The organism is Bifidobacterium catenulatum subsp. kashiwanohense JCM 15439 = DSM 21854, from assembly GCF_001042615.1.
GTDB classification, from domain to species: Bacteria; Actinomycetota; Actinomycetes; order Actinomycetales; family Bifidobacteriaceae; genus Bifidobacterium; species Bifidobacterium catenulatum.
The window spans coordinates 1532732-1550739 of record NZ_AP012327.1 but is presented as its reverse complement, the minus strand read 5'-3'; the positions used below and the strand labels follow the sequence as shown (position 1 = coordinate 1550739).

General features: G+C 55.2%; 13 protein-coding genes. 9 read left to right on the top strand and 4 right to left on the bottom strand.

The features are described from left to right. The first annotated feature begins 62 nt into the window (after positions 1 to 62). Together secA and trpD are read left to right on the top strand one after the other, a co-directional pair. Positions 63 to 2939, top strand: coding sequence for a preprotein translocase subunit SecA (gene secA / locus BBKW_RS06745; RefSeq protein ID WP_033500545.1), 2877 nt, complete (start codon positions 63 to 65; stop codon positions 2937 to 2939). Positions 2940 to 3198: 259 nt separating this feature from the next. Beyond that, the gene (gene trpD, locus BBKW_RS06740; protein WP_033500546.1) at positions 3199 to 4254 is read left to right on the top strand and encodes an anthranilate phosphoribosyltransferase; all 1056 of its coding nucleotides are present in this window, start codon (positions 3199 to 3201) and stop codon (positions 4252 to 4254) included. 172 nt (positions 4255 to 4426) lie between these two features. On the opposite strand, the gene BBKW_RS06735 is transcribed toward trpD, so the two are convergent. Further along, positions 4427 to 5002: a hypothetical protein gene (locus BBKW_RS06735; RefSeq protein WP_033500610.1), complete on the bottom strand. Its 576-nt coding sequence runs from the start codon at positions 5000 to 5002 to the stop codon at positions 4427 to 4429. 51 nt (positions 5003 to 5053) lie between these two features. Here BBKW_RS06735 and BBKW_RS06730 point away from each other — a divergent pair, with 51 nt between their 5' ends. After that, positions 5054 to 5764 carry a lysophospholipid acyltransferase family protein gene (locus tag BBKW_RS06730; RefSeq protein ID WP_033500547.1) on the top strand — a complete coding sequence of 237 codons (711 nt, stop codon included), beginning with the start codon at positions 5054 to 5056 and terminating at the stop codon, positions 5762 to 5764. A gap of 138 nt (positions 5765 to 5902) precedes the next feature. Here BBKW_RS06730 and BBKW_RS06725 read toward each other — a convergent pair whose 3' ends face one another. Both BBKW_RS06725 and BBKW_RS06720 read right to left on the bottom strand, forming a co-directional pair. Beyond that, positions 5903 to 8107, bottom strand: coding sequence for a protein kinase domain-containing protein (locus tag BBKW_RS06725; protein ID WP_033500548.1), 2205 nt, complete (start codon positions 8105 to 8107; stop codon positions 5903 to 5905). Between the two features lie 138 nt (positions 8108 to 8245). Further along, a complete protein-coding gene (locus BBKW_RS06720) occupies positions 8246 to 9334 on the bottom strand; it encodes a polyprenyl synthetase family protein (protein ID WP_033500549.1) in 1089 nt (362 codons plus the stop codon). Positions 9335 to 9540: 206 nt separating this feature from the next. On the opposite strand from BBKW_RS06720, the gene BBKW_RS06715 reads away from it, so the two are divergent. From BBKW_RS06715 to BBKW_RS06700, 4 genes are all read left to right on the top strand, one after another. Continuing rightward, on the top strand, positions 9541 to 10200 hold the full coding sequence (locus tag BBKW_RS06715) for a DUF4192 family protein (protein WP_033500550.1): 660 nt from the start codon (positions 9541 to 9543) through the stop codon (positions 10198 to 10200). Between the two features lie 160 nt (positions 10201 to 10360). Next, a complete protein-coding gene (locus BBKW_RS06710; protein ID WP_033500551.1) occupies positions 10361 to 11737 on the top strand; it encodes an RNA polymerase sigma factor in 1377 nt (458 codons plus the stop codon). Positions 11738 to 11858: 121 nt separating this feature from the next. Continuing rightward, positions 11859 to 14210, top strand: coding sequence for a DNA gyrase/topoisomerase IV subunit B (locus tag BBKW_RS06705; RefSeq protein ID WP_033500552.1), 2352 nt, complete (start codon positions 11859 to 11861; stop codon positions 14208 to 14210). A gap of 208 nt (positions 14211 to 14418) precedes the next feature. Further along, a complete protein-coding gene (locus tag BBKW_RS06700; RefSeq protein WP_033500553.1) occupies positions 14419 to 15627 on the top strand; it encodes an MFS transporter in 1209 nt (402 codons plus the stop codon). Here BBKW_RS06700 and BBKW_RS06695 read toward each other — a convergent pair. Next, on the bottom strand, positions 15609 to 17096 hold the full coding sequence (locus BBKW_RS06695; protein WP_231858466.1) for a DUF4153 domain-containing protein: 1488 nt from the start codon (positions 17094 to 17096) through the stop codon (positions 15609 to 15611). The genes BBKW_RS06700 and BBKW_RS06695 overlap by 19 nt on opposite strands. A gap of 154 nt (positions 17097 to 17250) precedes the next feature. On the opposite strand from BBKW_RS06695, the gene BBKW_RS06690 reads away from it, so the two are divergent. Both BBKW_RS06690 and BBKW_RS06685 read left to right on the top strand, forming a co-directional pair. Next, a complete protein-coding gene (locus BBKW_RS06690) occupies positions 17251 to 17784 on the top strand; it encodes a DUF2975 domain-containing protein (protein ID WP_033500555.1) in 534 nt (177 codons plus the stop codon). A 1-nt stretch (position 17785) separates the two neighbouring features. Further along, positions 17786 to 18001, top strand: coding sequence for a helix-turn-helix domain-containing protein (locus tag BBKW_RS06685; protein WP_033500556.1), 216 nt, complete (start codon positions 17786 to 17788; stop codon positions 17999 to 18001). Positions 18002 to 18008: the final 7 nt, after the last annotated feature.

The following is an 18008-nucleotide window of genomic DNA, read 5'->3' as shown; positions in this document are numbered from 1 at the left end:
AGAAATCGTTAAACAGCGACTAATCTCGGACGAGGTAACTCGCATACACAAAGGGAGTGATTGTGGTAGATATCGTTGATAAAGCTCTGCGAATGGGCGAAGGCCGACAGATCAAGAAGCTTGAGCTTGTCGCTCAGGCAACCAATGCGCTGGAAGACGAGATTGCAGCGCTCAATGACGAGGAGCTCAAGGGCCAGACCGCCAAGTTCAAGCAGCGTCTCGACAATGGCGAGTCCCTCGACAAGCTGATGCCGGAAGCCTTCGCCACCGTGCGTGAGGCCTCCAAGCGCACGCTGGGCCTGCGTCACTTCGACGTGCAGCTCATGGGCGGTGCGGCGCTGCACTGGGGCAACATCGCCGAAATGAAGACCGGTGAAGGCAAGACCCTCGTGGCGACTCTGCCGGCATACCTGAACGCGCTCGATGGCCAAGGCGTGCACGTCGTCACCGTCAACGACTATCTGGCAAGCTATCAGGCCGAACTCATGGGTCGTGTTTACCGCTTCCTCGGCATGAGCACCGGCTGCATCATCACCAACCAGAAGCCGCCGGAGCGTCGTAAGCAGTATAACGCCGATATCACCTATGGCACCAATAACGAGTTCGGTTTCGACTACCTGCGCGACAATATGGCGTGGGAGAAGTCCGATCTGGTACAGCGTGGCCACCACTTCGCCATCGTCGATGAGGTCGACTCCATCCTCATCGACGAGGCCCGTACCCCGTTGATCATCTCCGGTCCGGCCGAAGGCGACGTGACCCGTTGGTACCGCCAGTTCGCTCGTTTGGTGCTCAAGCTCACCCGTGACGAGGACTATGAGGTCGATGAGAAGAAGAAGGTCGTCGGCATTCTCGATCCAGGCATCAACAAGATCGAGGATTATCTCGGCATCGACAACCTGTACGAGCCGAACAACACTGCACTGATCGGCTACCTGAACAACGCCATCAAGGCCAAGGAACTGTTCCTGCGCGACCGCGACTACGTGGTGACCGGCGGCGAGGTGCTCATCGTCGACGAACACACCGGTCGTATTCTGCCGGGTCGTCGTTACAACGAAGGTCTGCACCAAGCAATCGAAGCCAAGGAAAACGTGGAAGTCAAGGCTGAGAATCAGACCTTCGCCACCATCACCTTGCAGAACTACTTCCGCATGTATGACAAGCTGTCGGGCATGACCGGTACCGCAGAAACCGAGGCCGCGGAGTTCATGGGCACCTACAAGCTGGGCGTGCTCCCGATTCCGACCAACAAGCCGATGATTCGTGAAGACAAGGACGATCTGATTTTCCGTACCAAGAAGGAGAAGCTTGCCGCCATCGTGCGCGATGTTGCCAAGCGCCACAAGAAGGGCCAGCCGGTGCTGCTGGGTACCGCTTCGGTGGAATCCTCCGAAATCGTGTCGTCCCTGCTTGACGTTGCCAACATTCCCCACCAGGTGCTGAACGCGAAGCAGCATGATAAGGAGGCCGCTGTCGTGGCCGTCGCAGGCCGTAAGGGCGCCGTCACCGTGGCTACCAACATGGCAGGCCGTGGTACCGATATCATGCTCGGCGGCAACGTCGAATTCCTCGCCGATGCGAAGCTTAAGTCCGAAGGCTACTCTCCGGATGACACTCCGGACGAGTACGAAAAGCGTTGGCCGGGCACCTTGGCCGAAATCAAGGAGCAGGTCAAGGACGAGCATGAAGAGGTCGTCGAGCTTGGTGGTCTGTACGTGCTTGGTACCGAGCGTCACGAGTCCCGCCGTATCGATAATCAGCTGCGTGGACGTTCCGGACGTCAAGGCGATCCGGGCGAGTCCCGTTTCTACCTGTCGCTCGAAGACGATCTGATGCGTCTGTTCAACACCCAGCTCGTGGCCCGCGTTATGGCCAAGGGTATGCCGGAAGGCGAGCCGATCGAGGCGAAGAGCGTTTCCAAGGGCGTGCGCACCGCGCAGAAGGCTGTGGAGTCACGCAACTTCGAAATCCGTAAGAACGTGCTCAAATACGACGATGTGATGAACAAGCAGCGCACCGTCATTTATGCCGAGCGTCAGGCCGTACTGAAGGGCGAGGACATCCACAAGGATATCCTCAAGTTCATCGACGAGACGGTACTGAGCTACATCAAGGGCGCCAACAAGGGCTCTGACAAGTCGAAGGATTGGGATTGGAAGGGCCTGTTCAAGGCTCTGAACGCCGTGTACCCGATTGCCGTTGATTCGGAAGCAGCCAAGGATGCTGTCTCCAAGCTCAAGGGAGACAAGGCCGTCGTGGCTCTGCAGGAGCTTATCGTTTCCGACGCCAAGGACCAGTATGCCGACTTCGAAGGCAAGCTTGGTGAAGAGGGTCTGCGTCAGCTGGAACGTCGTGTCGTACTCGCGGTTCTTGACCGCAAGTGGCGCGAACACCTGTATGAGATGGACTATCTCAAGGACGGCATCGGGCTGCGTGGCATGGGTCAGCGTGATCCGTTGGTCGAATACCAGCGCGAAGGCTACCAGATGTACAACTCCATGATCGAAGCGATCAAGGAGGAGACCATCCAGTTGCTGTTCCATGTCGATATCGATCGTGTCGCCACCACCGAAGACACCGACACTGAATCTGACGAGGATGAGGCCGTGAATGCGGCTGAAGCGGTGATGGGACTGGGAGGCGAAACTGAGCCTACCGGCGAAACCGCTCCTGCCGAGCCGGAAACCGATGATGAGTCCGAAAAGACCGTCATCGACGAACTGGCTGACGAGCAGAAGAACGAATCTGGAATCGTTGGCATGCAGCCGATCAGCCACGCCGAAGGCAAAGTTCCGGCCAACAAGCGTCCGAAGAGCGAGGAATTGCACTCCTCGTGGGCGGATGGCCGTACCTTCCCGGGAACTGGCAAGAACGCCCAGTGCCCGTGTGGTTCCGGTCGCAAGTACAAGATGTGCCACGGACAGAACGAGCAGTGACGCGTGAGATAGTGCGTTGATGATTCGCGCATGGTGAAGGCGGTTTGCGGATTTTTCGCAGACCGCCTTTTTAATCCGTTCTTTTGCTATCTGATATACGTGAGATCGATATCGGAATCGTCTGTGCATTTTATAAGTGGGACGGTTCGTGTAATTATCTGTTCGTGATATGGACGTTGGAAAACCAAGAAACGTAGACCCGATACAATAATCGGCATCATACAACGATATGACGTGCCGAAGCGTCAAGGAGGGCATCATGGCCGGAATCACATGGAAGTCGATCCTCACCAAGTTGGTCGGAGGGGACCATCTGAGCGCCGAGGAATCCGAGTGGTTCGTCGATGACCTTATGAGCGGCAACGCCAATCCGGCGGCCGTTGGCGCGGTTCTGGCAACCCAGCAGCAGCTCGGTCTGACCTCGGGCGAGGTTCGCGGAGCGGCCAAAGCCATGATAGGCCACGCCATCAAGCTCGACGTTGAGGGGGAGACCACTGACATTGTCGGCACTGGCGGTGACGGCGCTGCGACGGTGAACCTGTCTTCTATGGGTGCGGTGGTGGCTGCCGCCTCCGGAGTGAAAGTCGTGAAGCATGGCAATCGCGCAGCTTCTTCCAAGTGCGGCACCGCCGATTGCTTCGAGGCATTGGGACTGCCTCTTGATCTAGAGCCGGAGCAGGTTGCCCAAGTCGGCAATGAGTGCGGCATCGCTTTCGCTTTCGCACGTACCTTCCATCCGGCGATGCGTTTCGTTGGTCCGATTCGTGCCGCGCTGGGAGTGCCCTGCGTGTTCAACGTGCTGGGCCCGCTGACCAATCCTGCCGCTCCGAAGCATATGGCGGTCGGTTGCGCCAATCGCAAGATGAGTCCGATTATGGCCGAAGTATATGCGGCGAACGGTCAGACCGGTATGGTCTACACCTCCAACGAAGGCTTGGATGAGATGGCCCCGACTGGCCCGGTATCCATCTGGGAGTTTAAGGACGGCAAGGTCACGGAAAACGAGTTTGATCCAACCGTTGAACTCGGTCTCGCCAAAGTGACCGTCGCCGACCTCAAGGGTGGTGAACCGGAGCTTAATGCCCAACTATTCCGTGACTTCCTCGCAGGCAAGGACGTGCCGTTCCGTACCACCGCTCTGCTCAATGCGGCATCCGCGATTGTCGCCGATGGACATTTGGTGCCGACGGAAGCCAGCCTCGCCGATCGTTTCAAAGCGGCCTACGCCATCGCCGAAGAGACCGTCGACTCCGGTAAAGCATCCGCGTTGCTTGATCAGTGGATCGCTACCGCTCAGTCGAAGAAAAATGCCTGATTCAAGACTTTCTGATCGATATTTGCCAATAACTGAATAATTATGCGTGTGCGGCATCGAAATATCTGGTGCTGCACACGCATTTTTTGATGCGAGGCTTTCGATATGGAAATCTCGCTGCCAGGATTCTTATGATGTTCTGAAAATATGCTCGATGAAGAAAAGGTCGAAATCAGACCCTCGCGCCATCATCAAACTCATCAAAGCGAGTCTGCGAGTGTCCCTTGTGCTGCACAATAAGCCCTGCGGCGCCAACCAATGCACACAAGCCGAAAATCGATCCCAGAATCGCCGCCAACGCAGGCATGAATACGGAAGCGATGATGCCGATAACTCCGGCGACCAGCAACGCCCAGAACACGAGTTTCGAAAGCTTGACATGTCCGATTTCGGGACTCGGAGGCACGAAATCATCTCCATAACGGTCCATCACGCTATCAGTGTCCAACCAGCTGGAACCCGTGAAATCGCGTGGTCCACGACCTTGCGGCATATCGTCGGTGAATGTACCCTGATCCAGATCCTGAATCGATAGCAGCGCCTCTTTTTCACGTCGCTGCGCATGCTTCTCGAAACGCCTCGCATTCCTTGAGTGTTCCACGGCCTTCAAATCGTCGGCATGGGAATTGGCGAACTCGGCCCAAGCGGCATCCAGATCGTTCGCATCAGAGGAGGGACCATTCCCTCCACCATGCGACTCGGCATTTGGGTGTTCTTCATTGGCATTGCTATTGTTGAGGTCAGTCATACTGATAACTTTAATCAAGCGGATGCCCATCCGCTGGGAGGACCGTGAAGAATGCTCTATTGGTTTTTCGTTAAAGGCCTAGGACCGATCGCCATCCACCGTTTGGGACCGACCGCAAAAGGGCTTGAAAACATTCCTCGCGAAGGCGGTGCCATTATTGCGGCCAACCATCTTGCCGTCATCGACGACGCGCTGTTGCCGCTGACCAGCCCACGCATGATTCACTTCATGGGCAAGGCCGAATATTTCGAAGGTAAAGGCATCAAAGGCAAGTTCAAGAAATGGTGGTTCACATCCGTTGGAGTGTTCCCCGTGGATCGTTCCGGTGGTTCCAAGTCGTTGGGCGCGCTGAACCATGCCCGCGAAATCATTGAGGACGGCCACCTGTTCGGCATCCACATCGAAGGCACCCGCAGTCCTGACGGACGTCTCTATAAAGGCCACACCGGTGCGGCGCGTCTGGCATTCGAAACCGGATGTCCGATTGTTCCGGCCGCCATCATCGGCTCCCGAGAATTGCAGAAGCCAGGGCAGGTCATTCCCGACAAAGGTAAGACCACGGTGATTTACGGCAAGCCGATCGAAGTCGGAAAAAAACCGTTGGACCAGATCACGCATGACGACCTGCGTTCGCTTACCGACCGTGTGACCATGGAGATTCAGAAGATGAGTGGTCAGGAATATGTGAATGAATACGCACAAAAAGTCAAGGAACAGCTTAAGGCGGCCAAGGAAGCAGAAAAGCAGCTGAAACAGGACTGAATTTCGTCGCTGTCACGCAGTCGCAAAGATGGTTTGAAAGCGGAGACGGAATGTCATCAGTGAGCCCATCCGGGAAATCGGACGGGCTCACTCTGTTGTAGGGAAGCACATTGTCGGGTCTGGCGACTCCCTCACGTTTTAGAACAGTGAAGAATACATTTTCAATGTAATAGTGGTCGGGGTTCCATTTTCGTCTCGGATACGTACTTCGGTGCCACCTACCGGATCCTGCGAAGCGACCTTCTTATCTTGGCTGGCGTCCAATGTGAGCTGCGAACTCACTTTGACCGTGAATCCAAGCTTCTCCAACGCAGCTTTGGCGTCGGAGGCTTTTTGACCCACATAATTCGGTAAGGTTATGGTTTCCGGTCCCTTGGAGACCACTACATCGACGCTATCTCCCCAATGCAGCGTATTGCCGTTGTTGACGGAAGTGGAAATCACCTGACCTTGCGGAATCTTATCGTCGAAGGATTCCGTCCAATTGGCGGTGAGCTTGAGATCGTCCATCGCCTGCTTCGCCTCATCCTTCGTCTTGCCGACGATATCAGGCATGGTTACTGGTTTTGGTCCCTGCGACACGGTGACGGTGATCGTCGTATTATGTGGCAATGTAGCACCGGGATCCACGCTTAACGACAGCAGTGCCCCCTGCGGCACCTCCATGGAATACGTGTCATCGGAGGCAGCGGTCTGTTCGATACTATCGAATCCGGCCTTCTTCAACGCATTGATCGGATCCTTACCGGATGCGCTGGTTGCGTCGAGAATGTCGGCGGGAACCGTCGCCTGCCTGACTCCCTTGGACACCACGACCCTGACTTTCTGGCCGCGACGCTTGCTGCCACGATCGCCGACATTCGCCGGATCGGTGGAGATGATATCGCCTTCCGCCACGGAATCGCTATACTCTTCCGACACTTCGTATTCGACATCGGAAACCTTCAGCAGACTTTCATAGTCGCTCCATTTCACGCCGGTGATGGGGCAGGCTACGGAATCGCTGCACGACATGCCATCAGGCTGAGGCATGGTCCAATAACTGCCAGGCCCCTGGTAATACCACCATGCCCAGCCGCCTGCGCCACACGCCAGAAGAAGCGTAGCCACGCCTGCGACGATAAGCGGCGTACGATGCTTTTTCGAAGATTTGTTCTTTCCAGCATTGCCGTAATCGCCGTTCTGCATGGCAGGGGATTGCGGCAATGTACCGCCGTCTGCGGTATTGACGGCTCCGTCCGGCGGCAGAGAGAAGCGCGTTGTCGCCTCGGGATCAACGTTCTGCTGTTGCACCGGCATGACGGTCGTCATGTTCGGTTTGACCCTGTCCAGTTTGCGTGTGCGATCGTCGAATTGTTGCGTCGATGGGGTCGGGGGAGCGGGTGGGGCCGGATTAACCTCATTCATCGGGACGGCGACATCTTCCGCTTGTGTGGTATTGGGCGATATATTGACGTTTGCCGCGGGAAGCTGATACTGCCAATCGCTGACCGCGAGCATGGATTGCAGTTGCTGCAACTCGGCCAATGCGGCGGAAGCGTCTGCGGGTCGTGCTTCGACTGCGCGCGCCGTGAGGTGAGCGATGAATGCAGCCACATTGGCATTGATGCCCTCACAGACGGTAACGATGCTTGGCACATCCTCGTGAACATGCTTGAATACCAACGTCACCGGATTGTCCGAAGTGAACGGCACTTTGCCTGCGAGCATTTCCCAAGCCATGATGCCTACGGAGTACAAGTCGCCTTGAGGCGTGGCTTGGTTCTCCTCAATCATTTCCGGCGCCAGATATGCGGCCGTTCCAAGCAGGATGCCAGTGGAGGAAAGCGTTGCTTGTGAAACCGTTTTGGCCAAACCGAAATCGGTGATCTGCACATGGCCGCGGTCGTTGAGCAGAATGTTCTCCGGCTTGATGTCGCGGTGTACCACGCCCGCACGGTGTGCGGAAGCAAGTCCATCCAACGTTTCGCCGATGATACGCAACGTTTCACGAACGCTGAACGTGCCTTGCTGATTCATTTCGTAGCGTAGATTCACGCCGTGAACATACTCCATGACGAGGTAGTCAAGACCGTCGAATTCCCCGGTGTCATACACTTGCACGATATGCGGGTTGGCGATGGCGGCCGCGGAGCGTGCCTCGCGGTGGAAGCGCTCCACGAATTGGTCACGGTGCGGCCCCTGAGCCAGCTGCGTATGCATGATTTTGATGGCGACCGTGCGCCCCAAGCGCTCGTCTACCGCCTGGTACACCGTGGCCATGCCGCCATCGGCGATTCTGCTGACGACCCGATACCGGCCTTCGATGACCTGACCTTCGGGGGCGTGTGGAGCTTCACTCATGGTTGATTGCTGCGGTTCCTTCTTCAAAACGCTTCACGCTGAACGTGTTCTCATTTGTAGTCTACAAGCAGAGGTTTGCGGATTGTGCAACGAACGCGCGTCCTGTCCGGATACCAGTCAGAAGACACGCGGATCTTGTCACGCATTTGCACGTACGTCAGGTACGAAACGTGCGCAGGCCTCGATGAGCGGCGATTTGCGACACTCAGAAAGATCAAGCGCATTGATAGCCGATTTCGACGCATGCCACAGATCTGCGATTCTGTTGCGGGATTGCGCGATGGCTCCCGTCTGTCCGAACAGTTCAATGGCGCGTTGCACTTGAGTCTCGGAACGCGAATCGGCTTCCCACATGTCGATAAGCTCACGTCGCTGCCCATCATCCGCAGCGTTGATGGCATCGGCGAGAAGCACGGTACGCTTGCCTTCGCGAATATCTCCGCCAACAGGTTTTCCGGTATTCCTGCTTGATCCGACAACGTCCAAAAGGTCATCCGCAAGCTGGAACGCCAAACCGAGCGGCAACCCGACCGCCAATGCGCGCCTTCGAGCATCATCCTTGCTTAAACCAGCGGCAAGCATGCCGAATTCCAGAGGGGCAATGGTGGTGTAGCTGGCGGTCTTCCAACGGAATACGTTCAACGAAGCTTCCACCAGCTCGTTCGGATCGTTCAACGGGTTGAGCTCCACCGCCAAATCAAGTATTTGGCCAACCTCGACTTCGCGATGCATATTGAGCAACGCCGCAACCACATCGGAACCATAAGTAAGCTTGGACGCGGCCTTATCCGCGATAGCCACGCTCGCCGTGGCCAACATGTCGCCAAGCATGATGCCCAAACCATGACCGATAGTCTCACTATGCGTATCGGTGGAAAACGCACGATGCGCGGATGGCTTGCCGCGACGCAGATCGGAATCATCGATGATGTCATCATGCACCAGGGCGCCGGTCTGAAAAACCTCTACGGCACACGCCAAATCAAGTAGTGCATCGAAATCGCGTTCCAGCACATCCTCCGAAGCGAACGCGCGGAACGAATCCAACGTCAGCAAGGCGCGAAGTCGCTTGCCGCCCTCACTTGAAGTGACCGCTTGCGTGGCGACCATGTCTGCGATGGGCTTGCAGGAAGAGGCAACCGAATCGTCCACATGAAGGAACGCAAAATCCTTCACTAACGAAACAATGCGCGATTCAATCTGTTCCAAATCGGAAGAGCTAGTCATACCAACAGTTATCCACAGGCGTTCGACAAGACCAAATCTCAATGATTGCAATAGTTGCGGTACCGAAACCATTTTGCGAAACGCCGAAAGACCCATCCTCCGACCACAAGCCCCGAAAAACAGCGCATCGCCTCAGCGCATCAGACATAGTGCCATACAAGCGGCGCGCAGAGAAGCCGATCAACCATGTCAAGGAGGGCAGAACAATGACAGTCAACAGGACCGTACGCATCACCGGAACGGAAATGAAAGAAACCATCAACCAATTCGAACAAGAGCTCCGATCGAATGGCACGCGCAAAGCGGTGCGCTCCCTCATATCAGAGGCGTTTCTCATATGGATGGACGCGCTCGAACAGGCGTCGACGGAAAATGACGAGCCATGCCGAGTAAGCGTGACACGTACCGAATGCAGCCTCGATAGGGACACGGTCATACGAATTACGGTGGGCATGGGCGAAATGCTGTCCATACGCGATGCGTTCCTCATCTCCGCCATAGTCGATGAGCAACGCGCCAGTCGGGAGTTTCTTATGGATTTTGCCGAACGGCCCAAGCATCCCGGCAATGCGCAACGTTTGGAACAGCTGCTCAGCGATGCATTCCGCGACCCATCAGCCAGACCCGATCTGAAACGTTGCGACCAAGCGGTCAACATGCTGTTTGACGTCATCGATATGATTCCCAAACCATATCGGGCGCAGCCGTTCGCCGTAATCAGCTACATCATGTGGTGGATGGGTCAGGAAGGCGCCATAGCGGCCGCCATCAGCGCGCTCGCGATAGATGATCAATGTTCACTGGCGGCGATCGTATGTTCGGCGGTCGAACGGCATATCGGGCCTGCCTGGACATCGGAAACCTAAGGCAACACGCCGTAAAGTGGCGTGACTTGCGCGTGCAGGCCTCATTATGCGGGAATAATCGTCCTTGCAAGATGGTTTACTCACATAGTTGACGATTTGCCCTTGCCAGAAGTGGGTCCTTGTGGTATACGCTTCTGGCAGGATCAATAGGAGGATAAGTTTGGCCACCAAGGAAACGACGGCAAGCATGGAACAGGCTGATCTGACCGAAAAGACCACCTCCACGAAGAAAGCCGCCACGCGTAAAGCCTCCACCAAGAAAAGCGCAGCGAAGAAAACTCCTGCCACGAAGACCCCTCGCAAGACCACCGCCAAGAAGAGCGCCCCTGCCAAGAAGGAAGAGGAGCAGATTGAGGATGACGCCCTTGACGATGAGGACGCTCAGGTGGATGACCCCGATCTCGATGATTTCGATGACGATCTCGATGACGTCGATTCGGATGATAACGACGATCTCGATGATGACGAGGAATCCGAGCCGGATGATGACGACGAGGAAGAGGAAGAACGCAAGAAGCCGGAAGAGCCCAAAGAAAAGGGTGCTTTCGTGGTGCGAGACGATGACGATGATGAGAATCTGACTCCGTCCGGCAACCCGAAGCGTCGTGTGATCGCAGCAGGAGCGACCGCCGATCCTGTCAAGGATTACCTGAAGCAGATCGGTCGAGTGAGCCTGCTGAACGCGGAGCAGGAAGTCGACCTGTCCGAGCGTATTGAGGCTGGTCTGTATGCCCAGCACCTGCTGGACACCGAATCCGACCAGATGGACTTCAAGCGCAAGCGCGAGCTTAAGTGGGCCGCAAACGATGGCAGGCGTGCCAAGGACCATCTGTTGGAGGCTAACCTGCGACTCGTGGTGTCGCTGGCCAAGCGCTACACCGGACGCGGCATGCTGTTCTTGGATTTGATTCAGGAAGGCAACCTTGGTTTGATTCGCGCTGTTGAGAAGTTCGATTGGAAGAAGGGCTTCAAGTTCTCCACCTATGCCACGTGGTGGATTCGTCAGGCCATTACCCGAGCCATGGCCGATCAGGCGCGTACCATTCGCGTGCCTGTGCACATGGTCGAAGTGATCAACAAGCTATCCCGTGTGCAGCGCCAGATGCTTCAGGATCTTGGCCGCGAACCTACACCGGATGAGCTTGCGCGCGAGCTTGACATGCCAGTCGAGAAGGTGCAGGAAGTGCAGAAGTACGGTCGTGAGCCTATCTCCCTGCATACCCCGCTGGGCGAGGACGGCGATTCCGAGTTTGGTGATCTGATCGAAGACACCGACGCCATCGCACCGTCCGATGCGGTTGCTTTCTCGCTGTTGCAGGAACAGTTCAGGCAGGTGCTTGAGACGCTGTCTCCGCGCGAGGCCGGTGTGATCAAGATGCGCTATGGCTTGGAAGATGGTCAGCCGAAAACGCTCGACGACATTGGCCGCGTGTATGGCGTAACCCGTGAACGTATTCGCCAGATTGAGTCGAAGACCATGTCGAAGCTGCGTCACCCGTCTCGTTCGCAGACGTTGCGTGACTTCCTTGATCAGTGATCAGACGATACGTGTGTGAATGAAGTCGAGAAATCCGGCGGGAATGTCGAATTTCTCGACTTCTTACATCTACAAGATGTTTTTATGTTTTTGAAAGACCGAAGCGAATAAGCAAGTCGGAATGAGGGAAATGGCGAAGGACAAGGACAACTACGGCGCAGGCAGTCTTACTGTGCTCGAAGGTCTTGACGCGGTGCGCAAGCGCCCAGGCATGTATATCGGCACCACCGATAGCCAAGGTTTGATGCACTGTTTATGGGAGATCATCGATAATTCCGTCGATGAGGCCCTTGCTGGTGTCTGCAACCATATCATCGTGACGCTGCATTCTGACGGTTCCGTGGAAGTCGCCGACAACGGACGAGGTATTCCTGTCGACATTGAGCCGAAGACCAAGCTTACCGGCGTGGAAGTGGTGCTGACCAAGCTGCACGCCGGTGCGAAGTTCGGCAACTCTTCGTACGGCGCCTCTGGCGGCCTGCATGGTGTAGGCTCGTCCGTGGTGAACGCGTTGAGCTCTAGGCTTGATGTGGAAGTGGATCGTGATGGCAAAACCCATCACATGTCATTCCATCAGGGTCATCCGGGTGTATATACCGACGTCGATCCGGAGCATCCGTCGCCGGACGCGCCGTTCAAGCGCACGCGCAAGAACCGTCCGACCGAACTCGAGATCATTGGCAAGGTCAGTCCGAAGACCACCGGTACCCGCATCCGTTACTGGGCTGATCCGGAGATTTTCAACGATACCGCAGAATTCAGCTACGAACAGCTAATCGACCGTGTCAGGCAAACCAGTTTCCTGGTGCCGGGATTGAAAATCACCGTCATCGACGAGAATATTCCGGAAACCGGCGATGAATCCATCGATGAAATGCTGGAAGTCGACAATATTACGAATACTGCGGACGACAAATCTCAGGATTTTGAAGGAACGCAGGAAGTTGCGCAATCTCAGGAACCGGTAGCGGATAACGATGCGCAAACGCAGAAAAGCGACGAAAGCGGCGATGCTGAAAATGCCGTCGCAGGTCAGACGGTGGAAACCGATGCCGTGGCACAACCTCAGGAATCGAAATACACGCATGCCCGTATCGAGGAATTCTGCCATACCGGTGGCGTGAGGGATTTCGTGGACTACCTGTCCAAGGGTGAAGCCGTTTCCGACATTTGGCGCGTTACTGGCGAAGACACGTACGTTGAAGAAACCCAGGCCGTTGGCGACGGCGGCGAGTTGCATGCGCAGAAGGTTACAAGAAAGTGCGCCGTTGACATCGCCATGCGGTGGACCAACGGTTACGACACCACCATGCGCAGTTTCGTCAATGTGGTGGAGACCCCCGGCGGCGGCACGCATGTGGACGGCTACTTGTTGGGAATGACCAAGCAGATTCGTAAGGCCATTGAAGACAATGCGCGCAAGCTCAAGGTGAATCTCAAAGATTCCAACATGAAGGTCGAACGTGATGATATCCTGTCCGGTCTTGTGGCCGTCATCACCGTGCGTATCGCCGAACCGCAGTTCCAAGGCCAGACCAAGGATGTGCTTGGCACCGCGCAGGTCAAGCCGATCGTCAGCAAAATGACCGACAAGCAGTTCGGCGAGATGATCACCGGATCCAAGCGCGGCTATAAGGAACAGTCCGGCCGCGTGCTTGAGAAGATCGTAGGCGAAATGCATGCCCGCATTCAGGCACGTAAGACCAAAGAGGTGACCCGTCGCAAGAACGCGCTCGAATCGGCGTCCATGCCTCCGAAGCTGTCTGACTGCCAGCCGGGTAATGACGATGTAGCCGAACTGTTCATCGTGGAGGGTGATTCCGCACTCGGTACTGCCAAGGCCGCACGTAACTCCGGCTTCCAAGCGTTGTTGCCGATTCGCGGCAAAATCCTTAACGTGCAGAAGGCGTCGCTGTCGCAGATGTTGTCGAACAAGGAATGCGCGGCGATTATTCAGGTGGTCGGTGCTGGCTCCGGTGCAAGCTTCGACATTGAGCAGGCAAGATATAACAAAGTCATTATGATGACCGATGCAGATGTTGACGGTGCGCATATCCGCATTCTGCTGCTCACCTTGTTCTACCGTTACATGCGGCCGCTCATCGAGCATGGCCATGTGTATGCGGCTGTGCCTCCGTTGCACCGCATCGCCTTGACCGGAGCTCACAAGGGGGAGTACATCTACACGTATTCCGACGATGAGCTTGCCGGAAAATTGGCGGAGCTTGACAAGAAGCGCATCGGCTATAACGAAGACATCCAGCGTTACAAGGGTCTTGGTGAGATGGATGCCGATCAGTTGGCTGACACCACCATGGATCCACGCACGCGCATGCTGCGCCGTATTCGTATGGAAGATGCCGAACAGGCCAGTCGGATCTTCAGCCTGCTGATGGGTGACGATGTGCCTCCTCGAAAGGCATTCATTGTTGAGAATGCCGATGACTTCGACCGTTCCAAGATCGATACCTGATCGGTGTTTTCGATGGTTCGCCTTCCGTTGCGTCAAAGACGTTGCGGAGGGCGTTTTCTTAGCGAAGACGGTATATGGTTTCGCGAGATAGGGATTGAAGATTCTGCGGTAAATGGTGCAATTGAGCAGTTACCGATCGGTAGATAGATATGTTTACAATGACGACTGATATTGTCTTCTGCAGCTATCAGTCAAGAGGGAGTGGGGCGTGGTCAATCTTTTGCTTGCCGTAATCTATGTGGCGTTCATCAGTCTTGGTTTGCCGGATGCTGTGTTGGGTGCCGCATGGCCGACGATGAGTGTCGATTTGGGTGCACCCATCTCTTGGGCTGGCGGCATTTCCATGACGATTTCTGCTGGAACCATTGTCTCTGCGCTGCTTTCCGACCGTATGACCTTGCATTTTGGAGCGGGCAAAGTCACCGTGGTTTCCGTGGCATTGACGGCGTTGGCGTTGTTTGGCTTTTCGGTGGCTCCGAACTATTGGGTGCTGATTCTGCTTGCCATCCCGTACGGCTTGGGAGCGGGCGGAGTTGACGCGGCCCTCAACAATTATGTGGCCATTTACTACGAGAGCCGTCATATGAGCTGGCTGCACGCCATGTGGGGCATCGGCGCATTGACCGGCCCATACGTCATGGGATTCGCCTTGGGGGCGGGTCAAGGCTGGCCGTGGGGCTACCGTTACATCTCCATACTGCAGGTTGCGCTCACCGCCGTTCTTATTTTCAGCCTGCCGCTGTGGAAGAAGCGCTCCGAGGCAAAGACGGGCGAAGTTTCCGGCGAATCCGATGGAACGGCCAATGATGAAACTCACAAACCGCTTGGTGTACGAGGCGTGCTTGCCATTCGCGGTGCCAAAGAAATCCTGGTGATGTTCTTCTGCTACTGTGCGTTGGAATCCACGGCCATGCTGTGGGGTAGTAGCTACATGGTGCTCGGCAAAGGCATTGACAAGACCACAGCCGCCATGTGGGCCAGTCTGTTCTGCATCGGCATCACCATAGGCCGCTTGGCGAGTGGCTTTCTGACCATGAAGTTCAACGATCCGACTATGATTCGCCTAGGCCAAGCGCTCGTGCTGACCGGTATCGTTAGCATGTTGTTGCCGCTGCCGTACAATATCGGCACTATTGTGGGGCTGATGATCATCGGTCTCGGCTGCGCTCCGATTTATCCGTGCGTCATTCATTCCACGCCGGCATATTTCGGCGAAGACAAATCGCAGGCGATCGTCGGCATGCAGATGGCATGCGCATACGTCGGCTCGATGTGCATGCCGCCGGTATTCGGCCTGATCGCACAGCATATCAGCGTGCTGTGGTTCCCTCTGTACATGTTGGTTTTTCTGGTGCTTATGGTGATCATGCACGAGAGCCTGCGTAAAAAGTGCGGTGGTCAGACCATCGGCTGGTAGGGCGTTGCCGCCACTGCGTCTGCGATGCCATGAGCAGCATTGTAGATTTCGCATATACGGTTAGGGTTACTAAAACCGAGTGCAACATACCATACGATAAGCAGTACGGCCACGGTCACGGCCAATGGCAGTCGTTGTGTTTTCAAACGAATAAGACATAGCAGGATCACAGTGGCAAGCAAGGCGATGAATGATGCCGAAAGGTAGCGTAGCCAAGTCAAACCGTATGCGTTGATGTACAGCCCCAGTCGAAGTGCCGCTGAAGCCAGAATAACGGCGGTTAACGCCAGCAATGCGGCCAATGTGATATTGATCGTGCGTGTGCGTGGCGCGAGAGCGATCGCCAAGCCGAACAGGGTCACATTAATGGCCGTGATTGCCAGCAGTTGAAAGAATCCGCTGCGTGCGTATTCGCTATAGGTCAATCCGTCTGGCAGTGCGATTGAACCGTCAGTGAGCAATCCCGCGAATAGGAACCGGACTTGCACGGTGCAGAACAGTGCGTACACCATCAGGGTCACGGCCAGTACCACGAACGCTGTTACTGAACTGAGGGAGAAGCGTTGCTCCGGCGGCGTGGAAGCGGGCTCGGTGTCGAGACTGATAAGCAAGGAGAACAGCAATGGCCATGGCAATACGATGAACATGATGTGAAGAGTGAGCGCCATCGGATTGAAATTACGAAAAACGTTCAACACCTCATATTGGACTATTTGATCGGCGCCAACAAGCAACGGTATGATCGTCAAAAGCAATGGAATGGAAATCAGCAGCGCGATGCCGATTTCGCGCACTTTTGAACGTTGTTTCGACGCGACTGCGAATCTTGCGAATATGACGGAAAATGGTTCCGCAAAATCGCGAATGTGAATAAACGGCTGCTGCAACCAGCCGGTAAACCAATTCCAAACAACTTGAAGTGGACGGCGAACATCGTAACGCCCGTTGACCAGCTGACAGTGCAGCATAAGCAACGCCGGTTGAACGAATTGCGTGGTGAGCGCGTATTCGTCGTTTCTCGAATAGCACGAGGTCGAGCGAGCGAGCATATTCCACACACCAATGGCGACGATGCTTCCCAAAACAAGCCAAACAAGAACTTGTTTTCGTGCGGTTTTCCAGTGCAGCGCGGTTACGGTAAGCGCACAGATGATCCAGAAAACCGGCAGCTCATATCCGATAAGCCATGTCGGAGGCATGCTGCAGATCAGCCGGTCGAATGCGAAAGTGATGAGAAATGCAGCGCTAATGGTGATGACCGCGCGTTTGTCGAGGGGATGTTTCGCTATTTCTTCCCGCGTGATTTTAGGTTTTGCCAAAGGCTGTTCCTCCTGATGTGCGGATGGTTCTTGTGTTGGTTGGTTTTCTTGTGCGCTTGGTGTTTCTTGGGTCTCTCGCATTTCTCGCAATGGCGATGATTGTTGAGCTTGTTGAGCGTGTGATGGGGAAGTGCTGGCTGATTCCGTCATAACAAATTCCTTCCTTGAGTGTGTTGGACGTCATCGTACATATCGAAAAACGATAGAAAGATATCGACTAACATACTTTCACAAGATTTGCATATCGAATATCGATAGAATATTATCGATATTCAGGTTTATTGGATTGAAGGAGACGAATATCATGTCGAATTCCGCTGCGAAACGTTCCATGGTGATTGGTGTATTGCGTGTGCTGATTGTGATAATTGCAATATGTTGCCTCGGACTGCAGGTCAGTGCGATTGCGGCATCCGCTGGCGTTGCTTCCAGGTATGCCGGCGCTGACTCGATGCATTGGCTGTATGCGGTTGCCGCAGTGCTGATTGTTGCCTGCTTCGAGTTCGCGTTGATACCGTTGTGGAGATTGCTGACCTTGGTTGAAAGACGTGATGTCTTTTCCGGCAAAGCCATGTGTTGGGTGAATCACATTCTCATATATGCGGGGATTGAAGGCATGCTGGTGCTCGCTGTGATGATTGGCCAAATCTGGTTGTCACCTTCGCGCTTTCTGATGGCCGCGATAGGGGTCGACGAGCAAATATTTCCATACATCGTGCTGGCGGTTGGTGTGGCAACGCTTCTGCTGATCGCGGCGTTCGAACTGTTGATGGTGGTGATGCGCTCGCTGTTGATGCAGGCCATCGAACAGCGTGACGAACTGGCGGTGGTGATTTGATATGGCAATTCGTGTGAATCTTGACGTGATGCTCGCCAAAAGAAAAATGAGCGTCAGTGAACTGGCGGAGGCTATAGGCATAACGCCGGTCAATGTTTCGGTGTTGAAGAACGGACGGGCCAAGGCGATACGGTTTTCCACGCTTGATGCCATATGCGAGACATTGCATTGTCAGCCGGGAGAAGTGCTCGAATGGGTTGACGGCGAAGACGAGTGACGTCTTA

What these genes read in the sequence shown, in the direction of transcription:
- BBKW_RS06705 (WP_033500552.1), top strand. Translation starts at nt 11,859, where the DNA reads ATGAGGGAAATGGCGAAGGACAAGGACAACTACGGCGCAGGCAGTCTT.
- BBKW_RS06730 (WP_033500547.1), top strand. Translation starts at nt 5,054, where the DNA reads ATGCTCTATTGGTTTTTCGTTAAAGGCCTAGGACCGATCGCCATCCAC.
- BBKW_RS06720 (WP_033500549.1), bottom strand. Translation starts at nt 9,334, where the DNA reads ATGACTAGCTCTTCCGATTTGGAACAGATTGAATCGCGCATTGTTTCG.
- BBKW_RS06695 (WP_231858466.1), bottom strand. Translation starts at nt 17,096, where the DNA reads ATGACGGAATCAGCCAGCACTTCCCCATCACACGCTCAACAAGCTCAA.
- BBKW_RS06690 (WP_033500555.1), top strand. Translation starts at nt 17,251, where the DNA reads ATGTCGAATTCCGCTGCGAAACGTTCCATGGTGATTGGTGTATTGCGT.
- BBKW_RS06685 (WP_033500556.1), top strand. Translation starts at nt 17,786, where the DNA reads ATGGCAATTCGTGTGAATCTTGACGTGATGCTCGCCAAAAGAAAAATG.
- trpD (WP_033500546.1), top strand. Translation starts at nt 3,199, where the DNA reads ATGGCCGGAATCACATGGAAGTCGATCCTCACCAAGTTGGTCGGAGGG.
- BBKW_RS06715 (WP_033500550.1), top strand. Translation starts at nt 9,541, where the DNA reads ATGACAGTCAACAGGACCGTACGCATCACCGGAACGGAAATGAAAGAA.
- BBKW_RS06735 (WP_033500610.1), bottom strand. Translation starts at nt 5,002, where the DNA reads ATGACTGACCTCAACAATAGCAATGCCAATGAAGAACACCCAAATGCC.
- BBKW_RS06725 (WP_033500548.1), bottom strand. Translation starts at nt 8,107, where the DNA reads ATGAGTGAAGCTCCACACGCCCCCGAAGGTCAGGTCATCGAAGGCCGG.